The organism is Streptomyces sp. NPDC005492 (assembly GCF_040605995.1).
Lineage (GTDB): Bacteria > Actinomycetota > Actinomycetes > Streptomycetales > Streptomycetaceae > Streptomyces.
This window is the reverse complement of record NZ_JBEXDX010000074.1, coordinates 1-25,008: the sequence shown is the minus strand read 5'-3', so window position 1 is coordinate 25,008 and position 25,008 is coordinate 1. Positions and strand designations below refer to the sequence as shown.

General features: G+C 68.8%; 18 protein-coding genes and 2 pseudogenes. 6 read left to right on the top strand and 14 right to left on the bottom strand.

Translation table 11 applies throughout. The annotated features are described in order from the left end of the window. Positions 1–396 precede the first annotated feature (396 nt). The 3 genes and pseudogenes from ABZT04_RS43775 (at position 397) to ABZT04_RS43765 (ending at position 2,068) form a co-directional block, all read left to right on the top strand. Positions 397–954 (top strand): IS5 family transposase, encoded by a 558-nt coding sequence (locus ABZT04_RS43775; RefSeq protein ID WP_356065679.1) that lies wholly within the window; start codon positions 397–399, stop codon positions 952–954. Between the two features lie 114 nt (positions 955–1,068). Further along, positions 1,069–1,818 (top strand): annotated as a pseudogene (locus ABZT04_RS43770) (transposase family protein). 19 nt (positions 1,819–1,837) lie between these two features. After that, complete coding sequence (locus ABZT04_RS43765) at positions 1,838–2,068, top strand: hypothetical protein (RefSeq protein WP_356065677.1); 231 nt, start codon at positions 1,838–1,840, stop codon at positions 2,066–2,068. On the opposite strand, the gene ABZT04_RS43760 is transcribed toward ABZT04_RS43765, so the two are convergent. Both ABZT04_RS43760 and ABZT04_RS43755 read right to left on the bottom strand, forming a co-directional pair. Then, positions 2,022–2,531 carry a hypothetical protein gene (locus ABZT04_RS43760; protein WP_356065675.1) on the bottom strand — a complete coding sequence of 170 codons (510 nt, stop codon included), beginning with the start codon at positions 2,529–2,531 and terminating at the stop codon, positions 2,022–2,024. The two genes, ABZT04_RS43765 and ABZT04_RS43760, sit on opposite strands and share 47 nt — an antisense overlap. 133 nt (positions 2,532–2,664) lie before the next feature. Beyond that, positions 2,665–3,222 (bottom strand): hypothetical protein, encoded by a 558-nt coding sequence (locus ABZT04_RS43755; RefSeq protein WP_356065674.1) that lies wholly within the window; start codon positions 3,220–3,222, stop codon positions 2,665–2,667. 523 nt (positions 3,223–3,745) lie between these two features. Here ABZT04_RS43755 and ABZT04_RS43750 point away from each other — a divergent pair. Beyond that, complete coding sequence (locus ABZT04_RS43750) at positions 3,746–5,869, top strand: NACHT domain-containing protein (protein WP_356065672.1); 2,124 nt, start codon at positions 3,746–3,748, stop codon at positions 5,867–5,869. Between the two features lie 45 nt (positions 5,870–5,914). Here ABZT04_RS43750 and ABZT04_RS43745 read toward each other — a convergent pair. After that, a pseudogene (locus tag ABZT04_RS43745) lies at positions 5,915–6,181 on the bottom strand (hypothetical protein); the annotation flags it as partial. A gap of 492 nt (positions 6,182–6,673) precedes the next feature. Here ABZT04_RS43745 and ABZT04_RS43740 point away from each other — a divergent pair. Next, positions 6,674–9,013 carry a tetratricopeptide repeat protein gene (locus tag ABZT04_RS43740; protein WP_356065670.1) on the top strand — a complete coding sequence of 780 codons (2,340 nt, stop codon included), beginning with the start codon at positions 6,674–6,676 and terminating at the stop codon, positions 9,011–9,013. A 60-nt stretch (positions 9,014–9,073) separates the two neighbouring features. On the opposite strand, the gene ABZT04_RS43735 is transcribed toward ABZT04_RS43740, so the two are convergent. Continuing rightward, positions 9,074–10,468, bottom strand: a complete 1,395-nt coding sequence (locus tag ABZT04_RS43735; RefSeq protein ID WP_356065668.1) for an ISL3 family transposase — start codon at positions 10,466–10,468, stop codon at positions 9,074–9,076. A gap of 415 nt (positions 10,469–10,883) precedes the next feature. Here ABZT04_RS43735 and ABZT04_RS43730 point away from each other — a divergent pair, with 415 nt between their 5' ends. Continuing rightward, entirely contained in the window at positions 10,884–11,300 is a 417-nt protein-coding gene (locus ABZT04_RS43730) for a nuclear transport factor 2 family protein (RefSeq protein ID WP_356065681.1), read from the top strand. A gap of 164 nt (positions 11,301–11,464) precedes the next feature. Here the strand turns inward: ABZT04_RS43730 and ABZT04_RS43725 are convergent, their stop codons facing one another. The 10 genes from ABZT04_RS43725 to ABZT04_RS43680 form a co-directional block, all read right to left on the bottom strand. Beyond that, positions 11,465–12,001: a 2'-5' RNA ligase family protein gene (locus tag ABZT04_RS43725; RefSeq protein ID WP_356065666.1), complete on the bottom strand. Its 537-nt coding sequence runs from the start codon at positions 11,999–12,001 to the stop codon at positions 11,465–11,467. Positions 12,002–12,497: 496 nt separating this feature from the next. Then, positions 12,498–12,722 carry a hypothetical protein gene (locus tag ABZT04_RS43720; protein ID WP_356065663.1) on the bottom strand — a complete coding sequence of 75 codons (225 nt, stop codon included), beginning with the start codon at positions 12,720–12,722 and terminating at the stop codon, positions 12,498–12,500. A 416-nt stretch (positions 12,723–13,138) separates the two neighbouring features. Beyond that, positions 13,139–14,053: a replication-relaxation family protein gene (locus tag ABZT04_RS43715; protein ID WP_356065661.1), complete on the bottom strand. Its 915-nt coding sequence runs from the start codon at positions 14,051–14,053 to the stop codon at positions 13,139–13,141. Beyond that, positions 14,050–16,674, bottom strand: coding sequence for an ATP/GTP-binding protein (locus ABZT04_RS43710; RefSeq protein WP_356065658.1), 2,625 nt, complete (start codon positions 16,672–16,674; stop codon positions 14,050–14,052). The genes ABZT04_RS43715 and ABZT04_RS43710 overlap by 4 nt, the downstream gene beginning before the upstream one ends. Further along, positions 16,650–17,300, bottom strand: a complete 651-nt coding sequence (locus ABZT04_RS43705) for a hypothetical protein (RefSeq protein WP_356065655.1) — start codon at positions 17,298–17,300, stop codon at positions 16,650–16,652. The genes ABZT04_RS43710 and ABZT04_RS43705 overlap by 25 nt, the downstream gene beginning before the upstream one ends. Next, entirely contained in the window at positions 17,297–18,457 is a 1,161-nt protein-coding gene (locus ABZT04_RS43700) for a bifunctional lytic transglycosylase/C40 family peptidase (protein ID WP_356065652.1), read from the bottom strand. Before ABZT04_RS43700 ends, ABZT04_RS43705 begins: the two co-directional genes overlap by 4 nt. Then, positions 18,454–21,240, bottom strand: coding sequence for a hypothetical protein (locus ABZT04_RS43695; protein WP_356065649.1), 2,787 nt, complete (start codon positions 21,238–21,240; stop codon positions 18,454–18,456). Before ABZT04_RS43695 ends, ABZT04_RS43700 begins: the two co-directional genes overlap by 4 nt. 1 nt (position 21,241) lies before the next feature. Further along, the gene (locus ABZT04_RS43690) at positions 21,242–21,598 is read right to left on the bottom strand and encodes a hypothetical protein (protein ID WP_356065646.1); all 357 of its coding nucleotides are present in this window, start codon (positions 21,596–21,598) and stop codon (positions 21,242–21,244) included. Continuing rightward, positions 21,595–24,294, bottom strand: a complete 2,700-nt coding sequence (locus ABZT04_RS43685) for an ATP-binding protein (RefSeq protein ID WP_356065643.1) — start codon at positions 24,292–24,294, stop codon at positions 21,595–21,597. Before ABZT04_RS43685 ends, ABZT04_RS43690 begins: the two co-directional genes overlap by 4 nt. Further along, positions 24,291–24,869 carry a hypothetical protein gene (locus ABZT04_RS43680; RefSeq protein ID WP_356065640.1) on the bottom strand — a complete coding sequence of 193 codons (579 nt, stop codon included), beginning with the start codon at positions 24,867–24,869 and terminating at the stop codon, positions 24,291–24,293. Before ABZT04_RS43680 ends, ABZT04_RS43685 begins: the two co-directional genes overlap by 4 nt. Positions 24,870–25,008: the final 139 nt, after the last annotated feature.

Here is a 25,008-nt window from a genome sequence, read left to right as displayed (position 1 = left end):
CACCGCATGTCGCCGCTCTGCCTTGAGACGTTGCCCGTCAGGGCCTCTTGGGGCATCCAAACGGCGCCCACGCGACCGCCACCACCATGAGCACCAGGACCGCGCACGCTGTCTAAAGCGAGGCGTTGCCCGCCAGGCAGCCACAAGGTGTCCCGGTCCGGCACCCGAACATCCCGAGAACCAACCGCTCCCTCGGAACGCCCTTAACAAGGGATTAGGGCCTCTTGGTAGCTCGGGGTTGCGAAGCCAACCGAGATCCAGGAGACCCTGTTGCCGCAGTTGTACGCGCTCGCGCCGGTGGAGTTCAACTCGGCTGCACCGACGTGTGATTGTGTCGCTCACCGGTTCGGGAACGCGGCCGATCACCCGGAACGTGTTCGGTGGTATCCGTCGGACATGACGGACGCGGAGTGGGCCGTGGTCCGGCCGCTGCTGCCGGTGCCGGCCTGGCTGCGGGGCCGGGGTGGTCAGCCAGAGGCGTACTGCCACCGGGCGATGCTGGACGCGGTCCGCTACCTGGTCGACAACGGGATCAAGTGGCGGGCGATGCCGGCCGATTTCCCGCCGTGGGACCGGGTGTATGCGTTCTTCCGCCGATGGTGCGACCGCGCCCTGGTCAAGGAGTTCCACGACCGGCTCCGGACAAGGGTCCGCGAGGAGTGGGGGCGGGACGCGGAGCCGACGGCCGGGGTGATCGACTCGCAGTCGGTCAGGGCGGACGCCGTCGTCGGCTCCGACAGCCGCGGCTTCGACGGCGGCAAGCTGGTCAACGGGCGTAAGCGGCACGTCGTGGTCGACACCCTCGGTCTGCTGCTGGGGGTAATGGTCACCGCCGCGGACACCGGCGACCGCGCCGCCGCCCAGGTCCTGCTGCGGCAGGTCGCCGACGCAGACCACCGGTTGGAGCTGGTCTGGGCCGACGGCGGCTACACCGGCAACCTCGTCGAGCACTGAGGTCTTTCAGAGTGGCTACCGAACGGGTGATGGAACCCGTGCCCAGAACGCACAAGGCTCCCGCGCCGTTGAGGGAGGTGTTCGAAGTCTCAACCCATCGGCGCAGGAGCCTTGTTGGTCCCTCATCCTGCCGCACTCGACCTGCCGCACGCCCTGGTCGAGGGGGCTCACGATGCTCATCGTCACCCGCGAGGGTGACCGACGGTGCAAGCTCCCACCGCACCAGCGTGCCCTGGTCGCTCTGGTGTACCTGCGCAAGCACGAGCCTTGCGCGCAGATCGCCGCCGGGTTCGGCATCTCGGTCGGCACCGCGCACGCCTACACCACCGCGGTCATCGATCTCCTGGCCGCCCGCGCGCCCGGCCTGCTGCGCGCCCTGCGCGAGGCAGAGCCCGAGTTCGTCCTGCTCGACGGAACCCTGGCCGAGTGCGACCGCCTCGGCGACGGCCGCGCCGACTACTCCGCCAAGCACCGCCGGCATGGAGTGAACGTGCAGGTGGTCACCGACCCCACGGCCAGGTGCTGTGGCTGTCCCCGGCCCTGCCGGGACGCTGCCACGACCTGACCGCGGCCCGTGCCCACCGGATCATCAGGATCTGCGAGCGCCAAGGAGTACCGATCCTGGCCGACCGCGCCTACATCGGTGCCGGCGCGTGGGTGACCACACCGGCCAGACGGCCCGCGGGAGGCGAGTTGTCGCTCACGCAACAGACCGTCAACCGGGCGCTGTCGAGGGCGCGGGCGCCGGTCGAGAGTGGCATCGCCCGCCTGAAGTCCTGGCGGATCTTCCGCAGAGCGCGGTGCAGCCCGAATCGAATGACGTCAATCGCAGCAGCGGTACTCACCCTGGAGCGGCAACGCTGAAAGACCTCACTGCCTCACCGTGCTCGCGCTGGTCCTCGCGATCGTCAAACGCAGCGATGACATGCGCGGCTTCGTGGTCCTGCCCAAGCGGTGGATCGTCGAGCGCCTCTTCGCCCACCTGATGCAAAGCCGCCGCCTGGTGCGCGACTTCGAGCGCCGCACCACCAGCGCGGAGGCGATGATCTACTGGTCGATGACGCTCCTCATGAGCCGTCGCCTGACCGCGAAGCGACGGCATCGACAAGGGTGAACAGGCCCGGCTGCCGCTCGGTGAGCCAGCCGCGCGCGACCAGGCGTTTCGCCTTCGACCGCAGTGCCTCCACCTTTGCCGGCACCACGTCCATGCCGAACACCGCAGCCATCTCCTGGCAGGTCAGCGGCCCTTGGTGAAGGCGATGCCGGTCCGCGAGGGCCTGCAGAATGCGCTGGTAGTCGGCCGACAACACCGACCAGGCCAGTCCCTCACGCCACACCGGGACCTGCGTTTTCGGCTTCGCCGCATCCCGCACTTCCCGAGCGGCCTCCACACCAGCGTCGCCGTTCCCCGCGACCAGCACCGCACCGACCCGTGAGCGGGCGATGGCCCACTCCTTCCACTCCCGCTCGGCCACGGTCAACTCGGCCTGGATGCGGTCGGCTTCCTCCCTCAGCTCGTCCACCCGGCGCCGAGCGGAGAGTTCGTGCTGTTCCAGCAGTCCCACGACCGACGGCATCCGCAACCTCCACAGGAGCGACGACACGTCAGCCCACCCCTCCCACGGGATCGCCGACCCTATGCCCCACCAGCGGAAACGCGGCCCCCAAACCCGGAAAGACAACAGCCACTGAGGCTGGCCGGCCCCGGGATCAGTCCAGATACGCCGGCAGCGGCTGGTCCTTCTTGAAGTCCGCTATGTGGATCTTGCAACTCTTCGTTGCCGCAGCAACGTTGAGGGCATCGGCCCAGACGTTCAACTCCAACGCGCCATCATCCGGCATGCCTTTCAGCCCGACATAGTGAGTCTTGCCGTCGATGAGACCCGATTCGTCGCGAAGCAGGTGAATGTGGGGATTCCTCAACCGCAGGTAGTCCGTGGCCGTGTCGGCAGGCGGTGGCACTGTTGTCTCAGGCCCCTCCGGTGGTATCGGCACATGCGAGATCGGCTTCCACTCGCCTCCCATCCACAGGGACCATTCCCCGGTGGCGTTGATGTCCGGATGCGGGACGATCAGCACGTTGGGGGTGATGATCTGGAGGTACAGCGAAGCCCATTCGAAGTACGTGTCCGAGTAGCCCTTGCGCACTATCAGGTCCATGTTCAGCGACAAGATGCCGGGCTTGCTGGTGTTGTCACGGATGGCTGCGGGCCCGACGAACAGGAGGTCGGACGTGCAGGTGGGTGGGACTTTGTCGTACGTGACCATCGTTGGCTCCCTCATATCCCGAGGCAGGCGCAGTGCCTCGGGATTTTCCGTAAGGACGGGATGGGGCCTGTGGGTGTGAGCTGCTGCGTCTCGGTGTAGTTACGAAAGCCAAGCTCACCCGTATTTCCATTCAAGCACTGGTCAAGCCGGGCTGCGAGTTGAGTGACTTGGGCGGCCGTCCTGCGGGCGCGACAGCCTCCCCGGCGGCCTGTACCGCGAAGAAGCCCCAGCGAAGCGGCGGATCCGCGCACTATTGAGGTGGAGAAGGTGGGGGGAGAAAACTGATATTCAGTCAACAACGTCAGGTCTATCGGCGCAGTCGCCGGCCCGTCCGCACAAAGCAACGTGTCGGGCAGTTCGAACAGCTCGTCCCCGCGGGCGGTCAGGCAGTCGAAGAAGCGTCCCGGCATCAAACGAGCCCCCGGCGCACGCTGTTCCTGACCGGAGACGGTGAACGTGCCCGCTATGTCACAAGAGGGACAAGCCGGTCTTCCTGGCAGAGGGGGGTGGAGATGATCGGGGGATGACTGGACTCGGGGGACGCCGTCATCGGCGCAACTGGCAGTTGATCGGGTTTCTGTGCGTCCTGGCGATCGTGGTGAGCACTGTGTACGCGGTGCTTCAAATCATCCACGGCGGTCTCCAATCCACTGATATCGCTGGCCTGCTGGGTTTCCCACTCGGCGTGGTTGGACTCGTGACTGCGGTCGTGGCGCTACGCAAGCCGATCGAGGGAAACGACGCCGAACGCGCCGGCGGCTGGGCTGCGACGCTGGCCCACCAAGTCGAAAAGGGGGAAAGCGATGTGTGGCAGCAACTGCTGGGGGACGATTTCTGGCGCATCAACCTCGCCTACGTCCTGAACACCGCTGCGGTCCGCCCAGCTGCGGCTCCCGATGAGGGTCGTCTGACCACCGATGGTGCCAGTCCGGCAACGCTCCCGGACATCGTCACGTACTTTCGCAGCACCCGCCCACACCGCCTGGTCATCACCGGAGCTGCCGGTGCTGGCAAGACCGTCTTGGCGCTGGAACTCATGCTCGCCCTCATCGAGAGCCGCAAGAAAGACGACCCCGTCCCGGTCCGTGTCCCGCTGGCCCGGTGGGATACCGAACGGCAGTCCCTGGCCGATGTGTTGCAAGAGCGCCTGACAGAGACCTATGACTGGCCCGCAGACATGGCCGCCAGCCTGGTCAGCCACAACCTGGTCCTTCCGGTCCTGGACGGTTTGGACGAGATGGACCCATCAGAGCCCCATGGCGCACCCGACCCCGCCGCGCCCCGTGCTACGGCAGTCGTGCGTGCGCTCAATTCCTACCGGCAGGGCCGGAGCGCCGGGCCCCTCATCCTGACTTGCCGCACCAGTCACTACGACGCGCTAGCCCCGCAAACCCCAGTCCTCGACGCCGCTCGTGTTGCCGTAGTTCCCGTCGGTACCGCAGATGCCAAGGAATACCTCATCGGCCGTGCTCTCGATGTAGACCGATGGACACCTCTCACCAACCATCTAGCCGATCACCCAAGCGGTCCGGTGGCCGCTGTTCTGTCCACCCCTTGGAAACTCTGTCTGACGGCCACCGCCTATCAGGACAACGGCGACCCCGCTGAGCTCCTCAACCTGCCCGACCCTGACGCCCTGGACCGCCACTTGCTGGCCCGCTTCATCCCGGCCGCCACCCGCATCGCCCCTAACCCTCGCGGCTACACGCCCCAGAACGTCCACCGCTGGCTCCACCACCTCACCATCCACCTCGACCCCGTCGGCGCTCTTCGAACCACCGACTCTCCAGGTGTGGATGCCACCGACCTTGTACTGCATGAACTGTGGCCCCTCGCCGGGCGCACCCGCGTTATCAAGACTGATGCCCTCCTGACCACGCTCACGCTCCTCACCCCCCTCGCCCTCATCTGGTGGGTACCGTCGTCGTACCGGGGCTGGGCAGGCGGTCTCATTGCTCTGCTTGCAGCTGTCTCAGGAGTAGTTTCGGCTCTCGGAACTGGCAGTCCCAACCGCCTGAAGAACCCATTCAGGAGTTCCCAAGGACGCAGTGTCCTTGCGCGAGGGTTCGTGAGCGGGTCTGTATGCGCCTTCCTATACGCGCTTATGCGCGAGGCCCACCAGGCCGGCCCAACGCGCGGTGTCATAGACGGGGTTGCGTTCGGACTCGCAGTTTGGCTCGCGTCTGCGTTCTCGAACGAACTAGCAGGGGAGCCCGGCAAGAGTCTTCGAGTCCGAGCCATCGTTAGGAGCGATGCGCTCTACGGGCTCGCATTCGGGTCTGCACTCGGGCTCGCAGTCGCGCTCCCTGTCGCGCTCATGGGAGTGCCGGGCTCGCTCGCGGTTGGCTTCGTAGCCGGGCTTCAGATCGGGCTCAGTGCAGGGCTCACGGCCGGGGTCACACTTGGGCAGATGTTCGGGCCCAGTTTCATACCAACGGGCGAACTCATGTGGTGTGCGCGGGCTTCACGCCGGTACGTGGCGTTCTTGATCTGCTCGCGCGGGCGTCTGCCGTTCCGGCTCTGCCGGTTCCTGGAGTGGGCAGTCGAAGCGGGGCTGTTGCGATACAGCGGGACCGCGTACCAGTACCGGCACCGTGAACTTCAACACTGGCTGCGCCAACACCCCAACCCTGCACCCTTGCCCTAGACAGCACGGCTCGCTGAGCCGTGACTTCACCTGTCGGCGGATCGGCTACAGGGCCTTGCGTGCCACGCCGCCCGAGACGTTGAGGAGATCGTTGATGAGCTGCTCGGTCTCCATCTCCAGCGAGCAGTCCAGCGCCCGGTTGACCTGTTGGACGCGAGTGATGGCGGTGTGTAGCCCCTGCCGGTTGCCAGCCGCCTCGATCCGGCGCCAGCCCCTGTACATCAGCTCTGCCGTGTCGCTGACATTGAGTGCGGTCGCGACGGCCTGGCGGGCCGCGCTGAGATCGTGGTGCTGGCCCGTGGGCGTGCGGTGAGGTCGACGGGTACCGGTTCCTCGTCGAAGAGGGAGAGAGCGCCCGGAAGACGCCGACATCGACCCCGCTCAGTACGAGGCCTACGACGAATGCCGCGGCATCGGCGAGCAGCGCTCCCGCCTCGCCCGCCTGGCCAGGGACGAACGCCCGCTCCGCCTGGCTAGGGACCTCGTGGCACGCGGCGCCGTCACCGACCGGCCAGTTGGGGTGTCCAGGACGGTGCTGCCATGACTCGTGTGCGAAGGCGATCGCAGACACTGTGGCTATGGCGGCGGTTCAGCGGTGTCGACGATCGCGATTTTGGTTCTGGCCGCGATTCCGTGAAGCGTCATCCTGGTAACTCCGGTGTTCATCTCGTCGGCAGTCTTCATACTCTTTGGAGGGAGACCACGCGACGATCGGATGGTTTCGGCGCTGGGTAGGTCACGGGGGGCGCGATGGGGAGAGCCCGTTCACGTTGGCTGCGTATCGGGGGCTGGGGGCTCGTGGTCGTGGCGGCGGTGATCGCCGCCGTGCTGTCGGCTGTGGCGGATGTCTGGCCAGGTACGGCAGGTTCTGTGCTGGTCGCGGGTGTTGGTGTGGTTGTCGGCGTGTTGTCGACCCGGGCCACCAGCAGGCTCGACACTGATGCCCAGCAGTCCCGTCGGCTCGCCGATGAACTGTTCTTCCACGACCAGGGCGGGCGCCGTGTCCGGGAGATTGCCGATCCTGTCCGTGTTGGCGTCTACGCTGCCGCGCCCATGGAATCCGATGAATCCGGCGATCCGTCCCCGGCCCGTACACCTCCCTTCGTCCGCAGGGACCGAAGCCCGGAACTGGAAAGAGCCGTACAGCGTGGGGGCTTCGTCGTGGTCGTCGGTGAGTCCACAGCGGGGAAGTCCCGTGCTGCCTTCGAAGCGATGCGCGCGTGCCTGCCCGATCATGCGTTCATCCGCCCCCGGAACCGGCCGGGACTCCGCGCGGCGGTAGAAGCCGTTCAGCGGGAACGGCGCTGTGTCGTCTGGCTGGATGACCTTCAAAAGTATCTGGGCAGCGACGGGCTGACGGCGCATCTGCTGGAGAGGCTTCTCGGTGATGGCACCCGACATGTCGTGGTCCTCGCCACCATGCGGGCGCAGGAGCGTGCCCATTTCCTCACAGACGGCATGTCCGGCGATGCCACAAGCGCCGAGATGGCCCGGGAGCAGCGCGAGGTTCTGGACCGTGCGACCGAGATCCGGATCGACCGGACCTGGACCACTGCCGAGGTGGAGCGGGCGCGGGCGTTCGCTGATGATCCGCGCGTTGCCGCCGCGCTGGAGCATTGCGACCAGTTCGGACTGGCCGAGTACCTGGCGGCCGGCCCTAAACTGCTCGCGGCCTGGCAGGACGGGTGGGCGCCCAGCACTCATCCGCGCGGGGCCGCCATCGTCGCCGCGGCTGTCGACGCCCGGCGGGCAGGGTTCTACCGTGGCCTGACACCTGCGGCTCTTCGGACCCTGCACGAGCACTACCTGCGACAACGCGGCGGTGCCCGGTTGCGGCCGGAGTCCTGGGAGCAAGCCCTCGCCTGGGCCACGCGGGCCGTGTACGCCACCACGGGCCTGCTCATGCCCGACGGCCCTGATCAGGCCGTGTACGCCACCACGGGCCTGCTCATGCCCGACGGCCCTGATCATTACGTGGCCTTCGACTACCTTCCTGACGCCGTCGATGCCGACCCGACCGCGGCGCCCATTCCTGGAGAGACCTGGCAGGAGCTGATCGGCCAGGCGGAGCCGGCGGAGGCCGCATACCTCGGATGGGCCGCCTACGACTGGTATCAGCAGTGGGATCACGCAGAGGCCGCTTTCGTCGCGGCCGTCTACGGGGGACATGTGATGGCGGCGATAGGTGTCGCGACGTGCCAGGGCCTGGTCAGGGGCGACTTGGATACCGCGATAGACACGCTCCGATCGGCCATTGCAGTCGCCCGTGCCGACCCGGCGGACGTCGGGTCGGCGCAACTCGTCGGGTTGACAGAGCAGTTGGCGTTCATGACCGGTCTGGCCGGCCGGCACTCCGAGGCGCTTGAGATCGCCCGGCAGGCGGTCGCCGACAGCGCTGTCCTCAGTCCCGGCGAGGCACTGACCCCGCGTATCGCCGTCGCGCGGTCGACAGGGGATTCCGGTGATACGGCCCTGGCACTTCAGCTGGCACGTGAGGCGGAGGCCGACGGTATCCGCCTCCTGGGAGAGGACCATCCGACGACGTTGTCCTGCCGATTCGAGGTCGCTGTCTGGACCGGCTACGACGGCGATGCTGACGGCGCGGTACGCCTTTGGGAGGCCCTGGACGACCACCTCATAGGAAAAGGTCTGGGCCCAGTGGAATTGATCCTGGACGTGCGGCGCAATCTCGCCTACTGGACGCTGATCGCGGGGGACGTCGAGCACGGCCTGCCCCTCTTCGAAAGCGTCGCAGCCGACCACGCCCGTATCCTCGGTGCCCAGCATCTACGCACCCTCGCGGCGCGCACCGGCCTGGCACACGCGACCGGCCAGGCTGGGCAACCTGAACAGGCCCTGCGGATCGCCGAAGCCGTGATCGCCGACGGGCGCGACGGTACTCCCGCCGTGCATCCGGTGATACTCAACGCCCGCTTCGAGGCCGCCCTGTGGACCGGGGCATGCGGAGATCCGGAAGCTGCGATCACCCTGTTCGACTCACTGCTGGACCATGTCGCCGAAGCGTTGTGCCCCGACCACGGCCTCGTGCTGGACTGCCGGAGTTGCCTCTCTCAATTGACCGGACAAGGCGATGGCCCGGAACAGCCCTATCGCGACTCGTGGATGAGGCTCGCGAATTGGTGATGGCGGACAGTTGTCGACGGTCTCGTATTTGGTTCTGGCCGTGATTGCGCGGATTCGGGGTCATGATCGCAGCAGGATGCGGGTGCGCAGGAGGCGGAACGAGGCTCGGCCGTACATGGCCCGCTTGATCGTCTTGATGCGATTGACGTGGCCTTCGACGATGCCCGAACTCCACGGGAGAGTGAGGCCGGCGGTGACGGCATCGAGGTCGAGGCACAGGCCCTGTGCGAAGGACAGGATGGGGCCCGGCGCATCATGTTCAGCCTGGCGTACCCACTCCAGCAACTGGTGGCCGCGCCGTTGTTGGAGCAGGTCGTGGAAAGCGCGGGCGAGATCGCAAGCCCGGGTGATGTCGGGGCATGCCAGCCGTACTTTCAGGAGTTGCTCCTCCTCACAGGGCTTCAGAGCGCCGCGAGGCAGCATGATCCACGTGGTGATCTTGCGTGGGCTGGGGACGGCTCCGCGGGCGGGTTCGACGGTTCCGGTCCTGAGGCCAGCCACGTAGCGGCGTACTGGCAGATCGCTGCCTTGGTAACCGCGTTGGCGGATCTCCCGGAAGAGGTCGGTCGGGCTGGTCACGCCGTCGGTGAACCGTTCGGTCAGGTAGGCGGTGTAGGGCTCCAGCACGCCTTGGGGGCGCCCGTGCCGGGCAGAGGCCAGCAGCTCGTCGAGGGCGGTGTCGCGGAAGTGGCGGACGGTCTTGCGGTCCAGGTGCAGGCGGCGGGAGATCTCGGAGACGGAGCATCCTTGCCCGAGCAGACGGTAGATGTCGGAGTAACGGTCGACGGTCCGGACAGCGATCTTCGTGGGTGGCAGAGTCGGCGGAGGCAGGGGATTGATAATCCGCCGGGGCTCTGCATCGCGGTCAGCTTCGGCCTGTTTGCGCAGGCAGGAGCGGTGCTGGTGACACGTCTTCTCGACCGCGGAGGAGAGGTTGTTGAGCAAATGCCAGCGGTCGGCGACCTCCTGGGCGCTTGGCGCTGCTTGGCGCACAGCGCTGGAGTAGGCACTGGCCCGGTCCCTGCAGATGATCTCCGCGCCGGAGTGTTCGCGCAGCCAGGCGGCGAAGGTCGCCGCGTCCCGGTCGGGCAGGACGTCCACCACCCGGGCCGCCTCAATGTCGACCAGGACAGTGCCGTAACGCCAGCCCTTGCGGAAGGCGAACTCGTCGACTCCCAGCACCCGGGGCGCCTGTTCGGGCACCACCGGGGCTGTGAGCAGCCCCAGCAGGTGGGTACGGCCGGTGGGTAACTGGAGGACCCGGCACAGGCGTTCACCGGGACGGCCGCCCAGGAACGTTGCGATGGCTTGCATCCATTGCCGCAGGCCAACGCTGTGGCGACGGTACCGCTCGCTCAGATCCGGGACCTGCTCGACGAACGTCCTCCGCTGGCATGAGGCCCGGTCGCAGAAGAACCGGCGCACGCTGAGCCAGATCGCCAACGTCCGTCCCACACAGGGCGTTCAGCCACCCGGCGCACATACCGAGAGTGCACGCGACGTCCAGGCCAGCCACAGTCCGGACAGGCTGGTGGCCGCCCGCACGACGACGCCTCGACAGCGACTCTCTCCGCGCTGACGTGCACCGCGGTGACACGCACATCGATCCCGGGAAACAGCACATCCTCGATCGCCACGGCCCCCATACCTGGGCAATCCCCACGAGAAACGTTCCCGCACTCGCACGACGACCCGGGGATTCACGGAATCGCGGCCAGAACCAAATACGAAAGCGTCCACAAGCGGCCCCATCAGGACGACTTCAACTGGACCCAGTTCGTGGGTGAATGGCGAAGATCAGGCGGCGTGCGGCGGCCCCGGAGGGCGGATTGAATTGGGACCACCGGGCGGCGAGGTGTGGACCGTGACGATGGTCAAGCGCGAGTTTCGGCATGATGGCCGTCGTGACGGTCGAACATCCTTGGAGTCTGAACTCGCGTCGTTCATGGGCGAGTACGAGCGGGCCAACAACAGCCATGACATCGAGCGCGTCGTGCCGTTCATTGCCCAGGATGCCACGTACTGGTTCTCGGACGGCTCGTATCGGGGCATCGGAGAGATCCGGTCCGCGATCGAGAAGACGTTCGCGAAGATCCTCGACGAGGTGTATGAAGTCCGGGATCTGGAGTGGCCAGTACTCATGGCCGATGTCGCGGTATGCCGTTATCGGTTTGCCTGGACCGGCGTCGTCGATGGTGCCCTGCGGTCTGGCCAGGGGCGGGGCACTAACCTCATCGTGCAACGGGATGGCGGGTGGAAGATGCTGCATGAGCACCTGAGCTCCTGATCCCTCAGGCGGTCGGCTATTTCGTCCCGTTGGTCTTGTTCGCTTTGGTGCGGGCCAGGCGGTAGGACTCTGTGTCGGTCTCGATGAGGGCGGCAGCGAATCCTACCGCCTGGCCCGCACCAAAGCGCAGCAGAGCGGAGGCTGACCGATGAGCGGCAGAGGAATCACCGGAGCGCGAACGCCGCTCGCTGCTGCCACCTTGTTCCGTCGTGGACAATTAGATCGACCGACGACACGCGGGCAGTGACGGGAAGCCGGCCGCGAAGGTCGGCCTCGGCCTCTTCGAGCGCGACATCGTCCTGCCCCTGGGCGATGGTCAGATGCGGGACGACCTCGTCGAACTGCCCGCCGAACGGCGGCGCCTCCGGCCATCGGTCCGCGATCGCCTCGGTCAGCCGGCGGAACGGGATGTCCGGTTCGGGGACGAGATACGAGATCCCCGGGAATCGCCCGCAGTGCTCGAACCGGGCCTCGAAGGGCCGGTGACGCCCGATCACTTCTCCGATGGCAGCGCAAGCACCATCGTCGATGCGGCTCTCGTCGACAAACGGGAAGAGGACGGTGACATGGGCCGGAACACCTGCACCGGCTGAGGGATCCAGCCGGTCACGCCACGCTCGAACAACAGGTTCTGCCCCGGGGACCCTCACGGTGAGCCCCGACTGCCCTGCCTGAAACTCACCGGAGTTGTCGCCTGCCATCGGACATCTGTATCAGCGAGCTCAGAACGACAGCGACCCGATTACGATCGCGGGCGGTTGAACCAACGGTCGACACCCAACGAGATCCTCGCTCAGGTGGGGCCAATCGACTCGTTCACGACGAGCCCCCAAGATCGCAAATGGGGGCCAGCGAACTCGTTCCCCTGGGGCCAGTGGACTTGTACGCAGCCACGGGCGCCACTGCAGTGTCTGCGGCCTCGACGTGCTGACCGACTGACCCTTTGCGCAGGGTGACCAGTACGTCGTGAGGACGCCGGTCGGCACGGGGGCGGGGGCGGGAGGGGCTGGGGTCGACGCTGCTGGTGGACACGGTGCGGATCACCCGCCCGACGGGGACTCCCCAACTCGACTTCTCCACCGGCCTCCTGGGGTCTGTGCCGGCGGGGTCGGTCTGCGAGGGGCCGGGAGCTGTCCTGTCCGGCCATGGCCAGGTCACCGCGTAGCACGTTCTGGGGCGGGAATGGCTGGGTGGTGGTCAGTTCCATTCGTCGTCCGCTTTCGAGAGGTGGACGGCGGTGGCGCGGGTGGGTGTGTGCGTGGTGAGGAAGGCGGTGACGCGGGCGAGTTGCTGCGCGGCGTGGTCGGTGAGCTGGTCCAGCGGGAGGGCTTGGGCGTTGGCCTTCGCGGCCCGCTCCAGGGCGGGGACCTGCTTCGGGCGGGCCTGGGCGGCGAAGGCGTCGTCGAGATGGGGGCCGCGCAACTGGACGGGCCCGACACGGAGGCCTGTGTTCGGAGGGGGCTCACTGGGTGGGTGAGGACGGCGGCCACACGGTGATCACGTCGCCGTCGAGGGTGACCAGCCGGTGCGGGAACTGGCGGCGCACCAGGCGGAGATCGTTCACGGTGAAGTCGCCGGCGCCTTCGACTACGCAGGCGTTCCCCACGTGCGTGACGGCTTGGGCCGAGACTGGCCACGTGGCCGCAGTGCACACTTCGTTGCTGCGAATGTCGCCGGTAGCTTGTGTCATCGGTGATCCTCTAAGTTCGTTGCGTGCAAGGCCTGTTCAAGCCGACACCCTGCTGTGCAGTAGTAAACTACTGGTTCGCGTGAGCAAATATCAAGCGGTTTCTGTGGCAGTTGCGAAGCTGCGACATTCAGTCACGACGGGCGGGCGGTCACAGCTCGGTCCACGGCCGTGGCTTGCCGCTGGCAAGAGGTACCCACACGTCACCGGTGGCTCCGCGCTCTTCGAGGTCCTCCAGGACTGCTGCGCCGATCGGTACTTGCCGGGCCAGCGCGCCCACGAGGGGGTGTTCCGCGACCATGGCCGTCAGGTCGTCGATCCTGTTGCCCAGGACGTACCGGGTGGCGCCGGTCAGCACGAACAGCAGCCGGGGGAACACGGGATACCAGCGCAGCCACACCGCGCCGGGAGCGGCGGCCTGCCGCGAGCGCGGCCGGCCGATCTGCTGCGGCTCGTAGGACCACAGCCGCGCGTACTCGATCAATTTGGAAGCGAGGCGTTCGCTTCCCATGGTCGTGCGGTCGACCTCGACGAACGCTCTCAGCTTCGTCCGCTCGTCGTCACGGATGAGGGTGTAGTGCATCACCGCGTCCGCGATGATCCGCTCGCCGTCGCTGAGCGGGTGGGCCACCTCCGGTGTCCAGTCCAGGTGGCCGTGTTCGTCGCCGCGCCGTCGGGCGTCGGTGACGAACGCGAGGTGGCTGCGGAGCACGGTGAGGGTGTGTGGCGTCTTCAGTGAGGCGGCCGTGGCTGAGCTGATCGGGTATGGGGGCCGTCCCCGCAGAGCGGGGAAGTCCCTCGTCAGCCGGGCGCCGTCGCTGGTGAGGTACCAGGCGCGGGACCGGTTGGACTGCGGCAGCACGGTGTAGTCAACCAGGCCGTCGCGGCGCAGTTTGTTCAGCGGCGCGGAGACGGTCTGGCGTGCAACGCCGGGCCGCAGCAGTTCGTGGAGTTGGTTCGTGGTCGCCATCCGGTGCTGGCCGAGCACGGCCAGGATCTGGTGCGGCAGCGGCTCGACGGGGCTCGGCTTTCGGGTGGATGCCCCGGTTTCGAAGGCGGTGGTCACTTGTATCCCTTCTTGTTCAACTGGACGTTCGCCGGGGTGGTCTCGGCGTGCTGGGTGAGGAAGCCGCTCACGCGGGTGAGCTGGTCTGCGGCCCGGTCCGTGAGCGTCTTCAGCGGCGCTGCGCCGGCGGTGGCCCGGGCGGCGCGCTCCAGTGCCGCCACCTGGCCAGGGCGCGCGTAGTCGGCGAAGACCTCGTCCAGGTGCGGGCCGGTGATCCGGACGGGACCCACGCGACGGCCCTTCACGGTCAGCGACATGTAGTGCTCGAACCGGTCCAGGGAGGCGACGACGTCCGTGCTGGGACGGTCGCCCCACTCGGCGGTGACCGGGGCGATCGCGGACTGCGAGCCCGCGGTCGACGCCAGGGTTGAGGCGTTCTGTACGAGGGACAGCCGCACAGGGATGGGAAGACGGGCCAGCAGCTGGGTCATGCCGTGGACGTGCACCCGGTATTTGCGGAAGTCCTCGAACATCGAGGCGATTGTCTCGGGGGCCGCGCCGGTGAGGGTGATCAGCTCGTCGAAGTAGGGGCGGAACGGCACCCGTTGGGCTTCCGGGGTGTCGCGGCGCGAGCGGACGGCCCGCAGCAGGTCACGTGCCAGCAGTGCGGTGATGAGCCGGTCGGTGGGCCCGTTGCCGCCCGGGCACACCCACACGATCATCCGGGAGTCCATCGCGGCACGGATGTTGTAGACGCCGGCAGGCTGCCCCAGGAACGCCCGGGTCACCGGGTTCGCGGACAGGCGGGCGATCGGGTTGAGGACGACGCCGAACGCGTCGGCCGGCAGCGTCGGAAACACGGTCCGCCACCAGGAACGGGTCTCCTCGTCCAGGCGCCCTTCCACCGCAAAGAGCGCCGGAAGGCGAAAGTCCGCGTCGGTGAGCAGGGACCTCACGTGGAAGATCGTGGTCTGGTCTTCGGGCCTCCCGGCCTGGCAGGCAGCCTCGTTGACGGCCACCAGCACCGTCAGAGCTGCGGTGAGGATGGTGAGCGCGCGCGGAGCGGTGGCGTCGTCCCAGCCGAGCACGGACGCGTACGCGTCCGCGGTCGCCTCGACGACCTCGTGCGCCACCTGACCCTGGTGCATGCCAATCGGATTCCAGCAACTGAGCTGCGGAGAGGGCCCGTTGGCGTTCAGGTCGACCAGAGCGATGCGCTGCATGAGGTGGTCGTGGGCCAGGAACGGCAAGGCCCGTGGCCAGGAGTCGCGGTGCGGGTCGACGAACATCAGCCCGCCGCCGGCGTGCGCCCACCCGATTGCCTGGGCGAGCGCCCGTTCGGTCTTGCCGCCGCCCGCCTTGCCCACCCCGACCTCGAACAGCGTGTCGCTCGCGTAGGTGGCGACCAGGCGCCTGCGGCCGTCGGGCCCCCGGTAGATGCCCTGCAGCAGCAGGTCGGGATCCTTGTGCTCGAACGTTGGCAGGTCTCCGGCGAGCAGCGGCAGGCGGCAGCGCACCGTGGGCGGCTTGAGCAGCCCGGTCAGCTCCTCCAGCCGGACCCAGTTCGGGCGAGGCGGCTGGCAGTGCCCCAGATTCCAGCGACGTTCGAAACTTCGCCTGGTCGGCCAGTGGTCGGCACCGAACCGCCACGGCCCCGCCCTCCAGCCGCGCATCGCCCAGCGTGATCCGCCGCCGAAAACATCGAGCGCGGCCTGGAGTTGAGCCAGACGGGCCTCGGCACGCCCTTCAACATTGGACGCGCACATCACGAGGAGCTGCACGCGCACCAGGTGGTCATCCTCGAAGAGCTTGCCCAGCGCTTCCTGCGGGTCCACCCGGCGGGGGACCGGCGGCATGACCAGCCGGCGCCCGCCCCCGCCCTGCTTCCCTGCCAGCAACTGCTGCAACTGCCAGGACAGCGAGTCCTCGATGCCGGTTGCGTCCTGCCGTATCCACCGGGCGGCCCGCGAGGCCTCCCGCCGCTCCGCACGCCGCGCGTCCGTCATGAGCTGCAGACGACGCGCTCGCAGCGTCCATTTGGGGGCGCGTTGGATGTCGAACCGGATCTCGGCCAGGTCGCCCAGCTCGGCGCGGAGGTCGGAGACGGCGTCGATCAGTGGCTGCAACGGGTCGGGGGCGAGGGGGACTTCCCGCAGGGGCGCGGTCGGCTTGCCGCGCAGGATGAACTCCGCCCGCACCACGTGGTCGCGGCGTTTGTCGGCCAGGGGGCGGACCCGGTTCACGGTCACGGCGGGACCGAACGGTGTGATCGACAGGAGGCGCTCGCCGCCCGCGGGGCCTTCGATCCGGTACCGCAACGGGCTGGAGCCGTCCGCGCGCAGCCGGACCTGCACCGACTTTGACCGGCGTGGCGCCCACCAGGACATGGAGGTCGAGGCTCGGGCGAGCTGAACGCCCCGGCGGAAGATCTCCTCGAAACCGGGGTCGAAGTGCCGTGACGGCACGAGCTCCAACGCCATTCGCTCAGCCGAGGCCTTGCGCGCCAGGCGGCGCACCACTATCTCGCTCGCTGTCCAGACGACGGCGGCGGCCGTGGCTACCACCCACCAGTAGGTGATCACCCAGCCGACGGCGTGAACGATGCCGGTCATGAGGCCGAGGACCTGACCGGATGCCGTCTGGTCTGTCGGGGCGGTCAGGTGCGGGGCTGCGGAGTCCACGTCACGGCTCCTTTCTTCATGGTGCGGGTGAAGTGCCAGTCGGTGATGCGGAGGTCGGTGAAGGTGCCGCCACGATCCGTGCCGGCCCACACCAGATGGACCACCGCCTTGTCGGGGCTGGTCTCGCGGCGGGCGATCGCGGCCTGGATGCGGAAACGAGCGGTGGCGAACGCCGGGGCCACCGCCCGGCTCGAGGTGGGGAAGACGTCCGGCCATGTGGCGCGGCCGATGCCGGTGGCGTCGGCGCGCAGCAGCGCGCGGCCGGCGGCGAGCAACTTCCGTTCGTCGGAGGCCGGAAGATCGGCAGGCCAGGCGGCGACCAGGTTGTGCTGGACAGATGCGTCGCCGGCCACGCCCTCGCCGTGCGGTGGCAGCGCGGACTCGAGGGCCGACGGTGTCGCTGCCGAGGGAACCACACTGGCAACCGCGCTTGCGATCGGCTTGCCCCTAGCGGACGCAGAGGCCGCCGAGGACGGAATCGTGGACGCATGCACGGTTGGCGCCACTGCCACCGTCGGCGTCGACGGTTCCTGACCGTGCGGTATCCCTAGCAGGGCGATGCCGGCGACGGCGAGGATGACGGTGCTCAGCACCAGCAGACGCGAGGTACGCGGGGTGGTGGTCACAGCAATCGTGCTCCCCCCGCGTAGCCGGACATCGTGTCGACAGCGTCCAGACGCACGACGGTGCCCGGGCGGGGAGCGTTGATCATCTGTCCGCTGCCCAGGTAGATCCCGACGTGATAGATCGTGGAATCGCGTCCGGGCGCGGTGGCGAAGAAGACGAGGTCTCCGGGCTTGAGGACGAGCGGGCCGAGGCCGGCGGGGATCCGCTGTCCGACACCGGCCTGAGCGGCCGCGACGCGCGGCAGGCTGATACCGGCTTTCGCGTACGCGTACTGGGTCAGCCCGGAGCAGTCGAAGCCCCTGATGGTGGCGCCGCTCTTGCCGCTGGGGGAGCAGCAGATGCCGTACGACTTGCCGTGCGCGTTGCCGCCGCCCCAGGAATAGGGGACACCCCGCTGGGAGAGCGCGGCCTCGATGACGGTGCGGACCGTGCCTGTGACGTTCTTCAGGTCCGGGTCCTTGGCGGCCGCCGTGTACTGGGCGATCCACCCCAGCACGTTGGCCACATACGCGTTGGAGTGGTTGTACTGCAGGATCGCGGCCTGGAGCTGCGAACCCTGCGTCAGATCCCGGCCGTCTCCGCACAGGTAGACGGCGGCGCCGAGCGCGGCGTCGTCGGCGTTGTGCGGGTCTGCGACCTTGTCGCCGTTGCCGTCCTTGCCGACGCTCTCCCACGTGGAGGGCAGGAACTGAAACGGTCCGACCGCGCGCTCCCCTTGCGCGGTGCCGTCCCACTTACCGCCGTCGGTGTCCGCGACGGCGGTGGTGTTGCCGCCGGCACCGGAACCGTTGAGGAGAACCCCGTAGATCTTGGGTTGGATGTCGCCGTTGGCGGCGATGCCGTGACCGATGGCGTGGTTCGACTCGACCTTGGCGATCCCGGCGAGAACCTGCCAGCGCATGCCCTGGCACTTCGGAACGTATGGGCCGACCTGTTGGACGGCCTTCTTGTAGGCGGTGAGCATGCGCGCCGGGATGTCCGCGGCACTGCCCTCCTCGGCGATTCCGCCGTTGTCGCTCGCCCCCGTCTTCAGTGCCACGTAGGCGCCGATCGCGTTGGACACGGGTACGGCGCAGCACACGGCGGCGAACATCAGCAGTGCGACCACACAGCCCCACCGCTTCACTCGCTTCATACGGCGCCCGCGTTGGCTCACTCCTCCTCACCGTCCTCGATCCGCCACCGTTCCCGCATGGCGCGCAGTGCTTCGGCCTGCCGCATCCGCTCCCGCAGTTGGTCCTGGTTGCCGGTGCCCGCGGTGCCGCCCGTGCTGCGGTCTCGGGTCGGAGCGGGCCCGGCCCCGCCCGGTGGACGGGCCATGGGCCCGGGGGAGAGGCGGGACGTCGACGAAGGCGCCGGAGCAGGCGCCGGCGGGGTGGTGGTTCCGCCCGCACGGGGTGGCGTGCCGGGGCCACCGGGGCCGGGCTGGCGCGGGCGCCCGCTGGCCGTCATCGGCCGTGGTGGTGCTGTCGGGCGGGCCGGAACGGCCGGCGCCGTTGCGGTTGCCGGACGACGGCTGAAGAGCCGACCGGTCTGGCCACTGACCCGGGCCACGGTGCGGCCTGTGTCGACCCAGACCCGGGCGTCCTCGCGCCCGGTGTTGCCCCACACACGTAGCTGCTGCCGTGCGTCCTGCGTGTAGCGCGAGCCGCCCGCCCGGGCGCGGCGCACGTTGGCCGGCAGCCCGACCGTCCCTCCGTACGCGACCCGGCCGCCCCGGTTGAGGATGCGGTAGCCGCGGAAGCGGACCAGACGGTTGTGGGCGCGCGTGGACAGCAGGGTGCGGTCGGAGTTCTGGTCGTGCAACACCTCACCGGTGTTGCGGCTGACGACTTGGCCCTGGCCGTTGCGGTACCGGTCGGGCGGCCCTCCGGGCCTGCGGGGACCTCCGCCAGGGCCGCCCGGACCGCCAGGTCCGCTGCCCCACATCCCGCTCCCGCCGGGGTCGCCGTCGGCGGTGGGCTTGCGCCACTTGGCCAACTGCTCCCGGTCCGGGCGCCTGCCGATCAGCAGCCAGTGGGAGCCTTTCAGGCCGAGCCGCGCGCCCAGACCGCCTACGGCTGCCGCCGCGGTGAGCGGGGCGAGACCGCGTCCGGCTTCGGCGGTGGCGTCAGCGAGCATCCCGCCGGTGTCCACCGGCATGCCGGCGCCGTCGACCAGGGAGGTGAGCGCGCTCAGCAGCCGGTAGCGGGTGCCCAGCAGCCCGAACCGGCCGCCCCCACCGCCGGCGAACATACGCAGCCCGCCGCCGTAACCGCCCATCGCGGCAGGGGAGTTCATCGCGAGAGCGGCACCGAGCTCGGAGGAGTCGCCGGGCATATGGGTGCCGCCGACCTTCGCGTAGCGCATCCGCATCGCCGTGCGCCGGCCGAAGGAGACAATGCCGCTCAGCAGGCGGCGGTGCCCGGCCGCGCCGGCGATCGCCAGCACGTCGATGAGAAGAATCCGTTCCACAACGAGGTCGGGGCCGTTGGTGATGGTGGCGTCAACGGCGATGCCGAAGAACGGGACGAACGCGCAGATCGCGACGAGCGCGAGGATCGCAATCCCCCACAACGACATCCACTTCCACACGCTCTGGCGCGGCGGCCCGGGCAGCATGCCCGCGACGAACGTGACGCCGCCGGCGGCCGCCGCCGCAGCGCAGATGCCCTGGGTACCGAGCAGCACGATCGCGGAGGACAGCAGCATGCCGCAGATGAACAGCGCGGCGACCAGCAGCAGGGCGGCACCGCCAACCCGCCACCACGTGGGCTTCTCGGCATAGGCGGCACACGCCTTGCCGACCGGACCTGCCCTCTTCATGTCGGCGAGGAACGCCGCGAACTCCTGGTCCTCCTCGCTGACAACAGGCGTGGCGGTGTCCAGCAGCGCGCTGCCCGGAGTGAGCTCGGGCAGCGTGTTCCCGGAAACCTTGGCGTCGCGGTCGCGCTCGCAGAGCTTCTTGGCCTCGCCGATGATCCAGCGGCAGGCGTCCTTCGCCTTCTCCTTGTCCTGTTGCTGTTGTTCGCAGTAGCCCTGGGCGGCCGCTGCGAGCTGGCTGCAGTCGGTTGCCTCCGTCGTACTGGCCTTGTATCCACCGCTCACCCACATCAGATGGATCGCGTAGGCCTTACGGTCAGACGCCTTCGCCGGATCGAGGACGCGGCCGTACTCCAGCAGCATGTACGGCTTGACGATCAACGCGTTGGTGATCGAGTCCTGGAGGGGACGGGCCACCTCCGCCGCGGACACGGGCGCCGCGTCTTCCAGTTGCAGGCACTTGAGTTCGGCGTTGCCCGCCATCCCCGCGCACGGGTCGGTGGAGGCAATCTTGCCGCCCCAGTCGTAGGAGTTGACGCTCTCCTGGGCGACCTCCGCAGCCACCTGCTGCGTCTGGCCGAGCGGCCCGTCCTGGGCGAGGAGGTAGTCGGGGCGCACGAACGTCGAGGCGGCAAACGCCGCGATCAGCAAGGTCAGAAAGATCTCGCCCAGGCCACGGCCCACCTTGCCGCGCACGATCATGAAGGCGGCGAAGACGAACGCCCAGGCCAGCAGGAGACCCTTCAGTCCGAGCGTGTCGACGACCACGTGGTCGTAGGCGTCGGCGACCTTCTGCGCCGGACGGATCAGGATCTTCAGCAGCGGAAACTGGAAAGCGAGCTCGATCGCCCACCCGGCGAGTCCCACCAACAGCCGGATCAGGGTGAACAGGCCAGACAGGGCGAACGCGAGGGCCTGCGCTTTGAAGTCGACGATGGAACCGGGCTCGGAGCCCAGGTCGTAGCCGTTGATCGGCACCCCCTCGGAGGAGGTGATGTTCAGCGGGGCCAGCAGGTCCCCGGTCTCGCTGCTGCCGCTCGCCGCGTACACGACCTGGGTGTTGACCAGGACGAACACAGACGCAAGCAGCAGGACGAAACCGGCCGAACGCAGGGTGCCGCGGTCCGGACGCCACATATCAGCGCCGCCTCTGCCCGGCGGAGCTGCGCAGCCGCCACACGAGGAAGGCGCCCAGGGCCGCCCCGACGGGCACCAGCCTCCACACCAGCGGGGTTCCACCCGGGTGCTCATCCCGGGCGGCGTGCGTGGTGCCGCGCTCGCAGTACTTCTTGGCCTCGCCCAGGATCAGGCGGCACGGATCATCGTGTGCCGGCGGTGAACTGGCCGCGAAAACCTGCCCGGTGTGCGGCCACCAGGCGTCCGGCACGCCCACCCCACAGACCAGGACGAGCACGCCGACGGTCACGGCGATCACAGTGAGGACGGCCGCAGCCGTACGGATACGCCGCGAGCGATCCCAGGAAGAGGAGATCATTGAACGCGCTCCTTCGGACGGGCGACGGCCTCACCGGCGAGCGGCTCGGCCGCTGAACCCGCGTGGTGGGAGGCGTCGCTGGGGCGGTGTCCCGGCGTGGTGGTGATGGACGACTCGATGCGCGCGATGCGGGGAATGACGGCTTTCACCCGGCCGGTGTTCTGCCGCGGGCAGGCCAGCAGAAACTCGCCCTCCCGGCCCTTGCGGCCGACGGGCGACAGGCCGGCGGTCACCAGCCGCAGCAGCTCCGGGTCGTGCGCGTCGAGGCCGACGAACTCCAGGCCGCGGCGGGCGCGTTCACGGTCGGTGGTACGGGCAACCGCGCGGTAGGCCATCAGACCGCGGTCGGGACCGAGTTCCTCGGCGTCATGGGAAGCGGCGAGCAAACCTGCGCCGTGCTTGCGGCCGTCGTGGAGGATCTCGTGGACCAGAGCCGTACCTTCGGCCGACGACGTCAGCCAGTACAACTCGTCCGCGACGACCGCGGTGAACCGCTCGGGATCCTCGAAAGCCGTCTGACGGGCGATCGCCGCGATCAGGTACAGCACCGCACGCCCGATCAGCGCCTCCAGCGGTTGCTGGAGAAGGACCTCCGGCTTGTCGAATGCCGTCTTCGGCGGCAGCTTCAGGCCGGCCGTGGTAATCACGATCATGTCGGAGGCGCTCGAGGCGTCCAGCCGCACCGGCGGCAGCGCCGGATCGAAGACCATCCGGGCCAGGGAGTTGGTGGCCACGACCCGGAGGAGACCGGCGAGCGTGGCAGCCGCGTCCTGCCGCTTGCCCACCTCGCTCGTGGCCATCTCATCGAGGACCTCCACCACGCGGTGCATGGACGGCTGCTCGCCGGCGGCGGCCTGCTCGACGGCGTGGTGCAGGACCTCACCGTTGGTGCTCATCGGGCCGATACTGAGCTGGAGAGTCAGGTAGGAGAGGGCGTAGTGGCGGGCTTCGGGGCCGGCGAACATCCGCAGTGGGTCGATGGAGACCTCGGCCCGGGCGGCGTCGACGATCTGGACGCGGCCCTTCGCCGCGGTCCGGGCGAACGTCGCCCACTCGCGGACCGGGGTGCGGTCGATGCAGATCGCGCAGCCGCCGCGCGCCCACACCGCTTCCGCGATCAGCTTCTGCAACACGGATTTGCCCGCGCCGAGGTCGCCGACGATGCCCATCGACGCGGACGCGTCCTGCTTCGGCGCATCCGCCACGTTGATCATGACCGGGCGGGTGGTGCCGGAGTCGAGGTCGATTCCGAGGAACATGCCGCCCGGGTCGCCGACCTCGGAAGCGGTGAAGGCCCCGCCCAGCGCCCAGTCCTCGGAGACCTGGTGCTGGGTGAACTCGCGCAGCACGCCCGGCCGTACGGTCCCAGGCAGTCCCAGGGTGAACAGGACCTCCTGGAGACCGGCGGGGCGCACAGCCCGGTAGTCGGCGCCGCCCAGCAGTGCGACCAGGGCCCGGGCGCGGGCGTCGCAGATGGCGGCGGTCGGCCCCCACACCGTCAGCACGGTCACCGACTGCACCTCGACCTCGACCGAAGTGCGCGACAGCCGGGCGTCCAGTTCGCCGAGATCCCGTGCGGCCTCGGAGAGGGAGGCGGGCATGCCGGTGGGGCGGGCGTCGTACTGGTCGGCCTGGTCGACCAGCTCGTTTTTCTTGCGCCGTACTTGGTCGCGCGCCTTTTCCGCGGGCACCAGGGTGAGGTCGACGGTGTAGTCGACGGGGAAATCCAGGCTTTCCAGTTGAGCGAAAAGGTCGGCGGAGTCCTGCACGACGGCCGGCGGGCACTCGGCCAGCGCCAACTGCGCCTGATAGCCGGTGCCTGAGTCCGTCTCGACCTGAAGCCAGCGCCGCCGCAGCGGGGAAGCCGCCTTCAGCCGCCACCAGGCCTTCCGGCCCGACCGCGTTATCTGTCCGGCGCTCTTGAGGTCGTCGACGTCGTCGAGTTCGGGATCGATGCCTCCTTCCTGGAGGCGGACCTGGCCGAGATCGGCGTAGCTGGGGGAGTGCAGCATCCCTTCGCGGATCTGCCCTCCGTAGAGCTCGCTGTTCTCGGACTCGGCCAGCAGCGGCTCCGTAAGACCACGGTGCAGGGCGTGCTGGACCATCCACACGACCTCCGCCGGGCGGGCGGGACGGAAGGCGATTCCGCCGGCAAGTGCGGCCTCTACCCGGGAGGCCTGCTCGCGGTACGCGGTCACCTCACGCCGCACGATGGGCGCGGCCCGCATGCCCAGCGCGGGGGCCACTTCCGCCCACATCGCACCGAGCGACGCCGACACCTGGCCGCCGGCGCCTTCGGTCTGCAGCGGCACCGCCAGCCACAGGGTGCGGCGGTGCATCTCCTGGCCGTCTAGCAGATCCAGCGTGGCTTCGACGTTCTCCACCCACGGGTGTGTGCCGTCGAGCGGCATGGTTTCGGCCGGCTCGATGCCCTCGATCATGCGCAGGGCGATCTCCCCCGGATCGACCTGCGCGCACAGCCCGATCAGCCGTGGCGCACCCGACAGGGACCGGATCAGGTGGGTGATCTTTGCGAGTTGCTCGTCGCGGACCGCGGCGGGCACGTACGTGCCTTGGACGGTCTCCTCACTGCGGCCCTGCGCGTCCGGGCCGGGGTGCAGTCGGTAGGTTGCCCACACGCTGCCGTGGGTCGACCAGACGAGGTGTCCGGCGATGTGACGGATGGGCACTCTCATCGCACGTCCCCGTTCTGTGCGGCGAGGGCGAGTAGCTGCTGCACGCCCGAGACCGGACCGGCCGGCGCCAACGGGGCAGCCGGCGTCGTACGACGGCGTGGAGCCGAGCGCGGCGTTGCCGGGCTACGACGAGGTGCCCGGCCAGCAGAGGGCCGGGAGGCACGCCGTGGCGCGGGAGCCGCAGCGGGCGGGGGCGCGTCCTCGATGGTGAAGCCGCCGAACAGGGGGCGGGAGGCTCGGTCGCGGGCGGCCCGCCCGCCGATCCGTCCCCCTTGTGGCTGCCAGCCGAGCATCAGCCAGCCCAGGGCGGCCTGCATCGGCGCACGGCCCCCGACCTTCGGCCGACGCACCGCCCACACCGTCAGCAGCCAGGCCGCGATCGGGACCGGCCCCATCCAAGACCACCAGCTGATGGTCTTGGCGAGGAGGAAGCCGCCGCCGACGGCGACCGCGATCTGCGCGGGCGCGTAGGGGCCGAGCGGGATGCGCCAGTCGGCGACCTTGCCCAGAACCCAGGGGTGACGGCGGGCGGAGGTGTAGAAGCGTCCCACCCGCGCGGGAGCGGCCGCGCTCACAGCCAGCCCCCTGCGCCGGTCGAGTGATCCCGGCCGACCGGGAGTTCGGACCGGTGCTACTTCTCGTTTCGGTGTCAGCAGTGGTTCTCATCTGACTGTCCTGCACCTCTGCTGGTTGAAGCGCAGAAGTAGTGACATC

Coding starts and splice junctions, on each gene's coding strand:
- ABZT04_RS43760 (WP_356065675.1), bottom strand. CDS start 2,531: ATGCCGTCGGTCGTGGGACTGCTGGAACAGCACGAACTCTCCGCTCGG.
- ABZT04_RS43685 (WP_356065643.1), bottom strand. CDS start 24,294: ATGAGAGTGCCCATCCGTCACATCGCCGGACACCTCGTCTGGTCGACC.
- ABZT04_RS43690 (WP_356065646.1), bottom strand. CDS start 21,598: ATGATCTCCTCTTCCTGGGATCGCTCGCGGCGTATCCGTACGGCTGCG.
- ABZT04_RS43695 (WP_356065649.1), bottom strand. CDS start 21,240: ATGTGGCGTCCGGACCGCGGCACCCTGCGTTCGGCCGGTTTCGTCCTG.
- ABZT04_RS43755 (WP_356065674.1), bottom strand. CDS start 3,222: ATGGTCACGTACGACAAAGTCCCACCCACCTGCACGTCCGACCTCCTG.
- ABZT04_RS43775 (WP_356065679.1), top strand. CDS start 397: ATGACGGACGCGGAGTGGGCCGTGGTCCGGCCGCTGCTGCCGGTGCCG.
- ABZT04_RS43725 (WP_356065666.1), bottom strand. CDS start 12,001: ATGGCAGGCGACAACTCCGGTGAGTTTCAGGCAGGGCAGTCGGGGCTC.
- ABZT04_RS43750 (WP_356065672.1), top strand. CDS start 3,746: ATGACTGGACTCGGGGGACGCCGTCATCGGCGCAACTGGCAGTTGATC.
- ABZT04_RS43730 (WP_356065681.1), top strand. CDS start 10,884: ATGGTCAAGCGCGAGTTTCGGCATGATGGCCGTCGTGACGGTCGAACA.